General features: G+C 69.1%; 5 protein-coding genes and 2 pseudogenes. 3 read left to right on the top strand and 4 right to left on the bottom strand.

The annotated features are described in order from the left end of the window. Positions 1-234 (top strand): annotated as a pseudogene (locus ACRDP3_RS25425) (NAD-dependent deacetylase); the annotation flags it as partial. Between the two features lie 24 nt (positions 235-258). Here ACRDP3_RS25425 and ACRDP3_RS25430 read toward each other — a convergent pair. The 3 genes and pseudogenes from ACRDP3_RS25430 to ACRDP3_RS25440 all read right to left on the bottom strand — a co-directional run bounded on the left by ACRDP3_RS25430 (position 259) and on the right by ACRDP3_RS25440 (position 1,818). Next, a pseudogene (locus tag ACRDP3_RS25430) lies at positions 259-1,160 on the bottom strand (oxidoreductase). A 191-nt stretch (positions 1,161-1,351) separates the two neighbouring features. Beyond that, positions 1,352-1,570: a hypothetical protein gene (locus ACRDP3_RS25435; RefSeq protein ID WP_431519335.1), complete on the bottom strand. Its 219-nt coding sequence runs from the start codon at positions 1,568-1,570 to the stop codon at positions 1,352-1,354. A 20-nt stretch (positions 1,571-1,590) separates the two neighbouring features. Next, positions 1,591-1,818, bottom strand: a complete 228-nt coding sequence (locus tag ACRDP3_RS25440) for a hypothetical protein (protein WP_431519336.1) — start codon at positions 1,816-1,818, stop codon at positions 1,591-1,593. Positions 1,819-1,968: 150 nt separating this feature from the next. On the opposite strand from ACRDP3_RS25440, the gene ACRDP3_RS25445 reads away from it, so the two are divergent. Continuing rightward, entirely contained in the window at positions 1,969-2,688 is a 720-nt protein-coding gene (locus tag ACRDP3_RS25445) for a helix-turn-helix domain-containing protein (RefSeq protein WP_431519339.1), read from the top strand. A 4-nt stretch (positions 2,689-2,692) separates the two neighbouring features. After that, positions 2,693-3,163, top strand: a complete 471-nt coding sequence (locus ACRDP3_RS25450) for an NUDIX hydrolase (protein WP_431519337.1) — start codon at positions 2,693-2,695, stop codon at positions 3,161-3,163. Positions 3,164-3,227: 64 nt separating this feature from the next. Here the strand turns inward: ACRDP3_RS25450 and ACRDP3_RS25455 are convergent. Beyond that, the coding region (locus ACRDP3_RS25455; RefSeq protein WP_431519338.1) for a phenylalanine--tRNA ligase beta subunit-related protein at positions 3,228-3,595 on the bottom strand (368 nt) is incomplete at its 5' end.

Consider the following 3,595-nt stretch of genomic DNA (forward strand, 5'->3'; position numbering starts at 1 on the left):
GTGCTGGGCCAGGCCGTGGGGGCGGCCAAGGCGTGCGACGTCTTCCTGGCCGTCGGCACCAGCCTTCAAGTCCAGCCGGCCGCCTCACTGGTGGAGCTCGCGGTGGAGCACGGCGCGCACCTCGTCATCGTCAACGCGGAGCCCACTCCGTACGACGAACTCGCCGACGAGGTCGTCCGCGAACCGATCGGCGAGTCGCTGCCCGCCCTCCTGGACGGGCTGCACCAGCCCTGACGGATGCGGGCCCGCTGCGCGCGCTCACTCTCCGGTCTGGTGGATGTTCTCCAGAAGGACCAGTTCGTCTCCCGAGAGACGCAGCGCTCCGGCGGCCACGTTGGCGGCCAGGTGGTCCGGGTTGCCTGTGCCCGGGATGGCCAGGACGTGCGGCCCGCGCTGCAGCGTCCACGCCAGCCGCACCTGGGCGACTGTGTCGCGTCGTGTGCACGTGCGACAGCGACTACCTCCTCGCTCTCGGCGCCACGGGCACCGGCACCGGCCTCGCGACCTGCACCGGCTATCGCGAAGTAGGGCACGAATGCGACGCCCTGCTCACCGCAGGCGCGCAGGAAGGCGTCGTCCTTGCGTCGGGAGGCGATGCCGTACCTGTTCTGCACGCAGACCACCGGCGCGATCTGCCGGGCCTCGGTGAGGTGTTCGGGTCTGACGTTGGAGATGCCCAGATGCCGGATCAATCCTGCGTCGCGCAGTTCGGAGAGCGCGCCGAACCGCTCGGCGATCGAATCGGTGCCGTGGACACGCAGGTTCACCACGTCGAGGTGGTCACGGCCGAGCTGGCGCAGGTTCTCCTCGACCTGGCCCCGCAGCTGGTCCGGCGCGGCCAGGGGGAGCCACCGGCCCGACGGATCCTTGCCCGGCCCGACCTTGGTGGTGATGACGAGGTCGTCCGGGTACGGGGCCAGCGCACTGTTGATCAGTTCGTTGGCGGAGCGAAGTGGTGAGAAGTAGAACGCCGCTGTGTCGATGTGGTTGACGCCGAGCTCAACCGCGCGGCGGAGCACGGTGATCGCCCGGTCGCGGTCACTCGTAGTGCCGTCGGCGTTCATCGTCAGGCGCATCGCGCCGAACCCGATCCGGTTGACGGTCCGGTCACCGAGCTTCCACGTGCCCGCGGCCGCCGCAGGGATCGTCTCTGAGGGCATGCCCCGCATTCTGCCGAGGCCGCCAACACCCCGCAGCAGTACGCACATTCACCGATGCGGCACCGCGGAGCCCCCGTGACCTTCGAAATTGGCGGCACCATCAGCTTCAGGCTCCTCACCAGCATGGAACTCCCGGGCGAGGTCAAGGAAGCTGTACCTGATGCCAGGAGACCAGATGGGACCAGCAGCCCTCACCCTTGCGGATTCCGCATCCACGCCTTCCATGGCGTCACGGTCAGCTCGCGGTACGAGTGGTGGGTGGGATGGCGTCCGGCGTGGTCCAGCGCCCAGTCCTGCGCCTCGGCCAACTCGTCACGCCCTCCGGACTGCTTGTGGCAGACCGCGCACATCATGGCGTGGATGGGCGGCTCGGCATCTGGCTCGGTATCAGGTTGGATCGTCCACGACACGAACCTGAGCACAGATCGGGTCACCGGCCACTCTCCGCGTGCTCCTCGATCCAGGCTGCCAATTGGTCCGCCAGATCGGCATGGCAGCCACCGAGCTCGACGTGCGGGAAGTTGGCGAAGCACGCACCAGCGCGCAGCGACGGCAGCCGCACCCCTGCGCGGGCCAGCGCGGCTCGCAGTCGCTCGGCACAGGCCTCCGCGTGCTGCCGGGGGTCCTGCCTGGTCGTCGCCTGATCTGTGGTGGCCATGTGCCGATCGTCTGCGTAGTCGCTGGGACGAGGGAACCTCGCGCAAGCGACACTTCGGGACGTCCCGCATGAGGTAGAACGTCCCCCAGTGGTACGGCAGTAGCGCAGGGGCAGGGGGGCAGGGTGAACAACGAACGACTGCGGGCATCGATGGCGGCCCAGGGGCTGACGTACGCAGAACTGGCGGGCAAGACCGGCGTCGACCCCAAGTCGGTCGAGCGATGGGTAAACCGGGGGCGCGTTCCCAGGCGGACCACGGCCATGCGTGCGGCGGAGTCGCTGGGTGAGGACCCCTTCGCCCTATGGCCCGCTCTGCGGCAGGCCCGAGCCGCCCGCGCCCTTGGTCCGGACATCATCGCCGTCTACGACCAGCGGGCAGACCTTCCGATCTCCGCGTTCGTGGACTTCTTCTCTCAGGCCGAGGAGCACCTGGATGTGCTGGTGTATGCCGCGGTGTTCCTGCACGAGGCGTACCCGAAGTTCAACGAACTGCTGCGAGAGCGCACCGAGTCGGGATGCAAGGTCCGCATCTGCCTCGGCGAAGCAGACAGTGCGGAGGTGCAACAGCGCGGCCAGGAAGAGCAGTTCGGCCACGGTATCGACTCCCGGTGCCGCCTCGCCCTGATGCATTACCGACCGCTGGTCGGCACGCCCGGCGTGGAGGTCCGCACCCACGGCACCACGCTGTACAACAGCGTCTACCGGGCCGGTGACCAGATGCTCGTCAACACCCACGTCTACGGCCTCAACGCGTTCGGTGCACCCGTCTGGCACTTGCGCCGCCAGGATCAGGGTGGCCTGTTCGACACCTACGCTGCCAGCTTCGAGGCGGTGTGGGCGACGGCCGGCCCGGCGGCCATGGAAGGGTGACGCCGTGTCCCGTATCGAGTTCTATGACGACCCTGATGCCCCCGTGCCCAACTCGCTCGTCGTCGCTGCGTCCGCAGTCGTGACCGACCACCACGGGCGCATCCTGCTCCAGCGACGTTCGGACAGCGGGCTGTGGGCGCTGCCCGGTGGTGGCATGGAGATGACCGACTCGCTGCCCGGCACAGCGGTGCGTGAGGTCAGAGAAGAGACCGGGCTGGAGGTCGAGATCACCGGTCTGGTGGGTACCTACACCGACCCGCGTCACGTCATCGCCTACAGCGACGGCGAGGTGCGCAGGCAGTTCAACGTGTGTTTCACCGCCCGCGTGAGCGGCGGCGAGTTGGCCATCTCGGACGAGTCGACTGAGCTGGCGTTTGTCGGAGCCGAAGAGCTGGACGGCCTGGACATGCACCACACCCAGCGGCTGCGGCTCCACCACTACTTGGAGCGCCGGGAGGCTCCCCACCTCGGGTAAGCGCCGCGAACACCCCGCAGCGGCACGCACATTCACCGACGTCGCACGGGCACGGGCCCCGTGATCAATGCACCTGGGCGGCGTCGGACGCCCTCAGCAGCCGGGTCGCGGCCTCGGTACCGGGGCTGCCGCTCATCAGTGTCTCGGTCAGCGCCTCACCCGCGGCCGTCAGGGCAGCGTCGCCCATCGGGGCGAGCGCGTCGAGGATGAAGACGGCGCGGGTGGTGCGGTCGGTGAGCCGGGTGCGCACGCACTGGCGCCAGTTCCAGCGGCGGCAGGTGACACCCGCGTCGTCCCGCCAGACGACTTCTCCCGGCCGGGGATACTCCACCGCCTCCGCGCCGCCAGAGGTGATCTCGAAAGGCTCGGTCCCCTCGGCCCGTACGAGCCGGGCGGGACCCGCGTAGCAGTCGAGGTCCTCCCCTCCGATGG

Origin of the sequence: Streptomyces sp., assembly GCF_050698815.1 — a bacterium.
In the GTDB taxonomy this organism is placed as follows: Bacteria; Actinomycetota; Actinomycetes; order Streptomycetales; family Streptomycetaceae; genus Streptomyces.

What these genes read in the sequence shown, in the direction of transcription:
- ACRDP3_RS25440 (WP_431519336.1), bottom strand. Translation starts at nt 1,818, where the DNA reads ATGGCCACCACAGATCAGGCGACGACCAGGCAGGACCCCCGGCAGCAC.
- ACRDP3_RS25445 (WP_431519339.1), top strand. Translation starts at nt 1,969, where the DNA reads ATGGCGGCCCAGGGGCTGACGTACGCAGAACTGGCGGGCAAGACCGGC.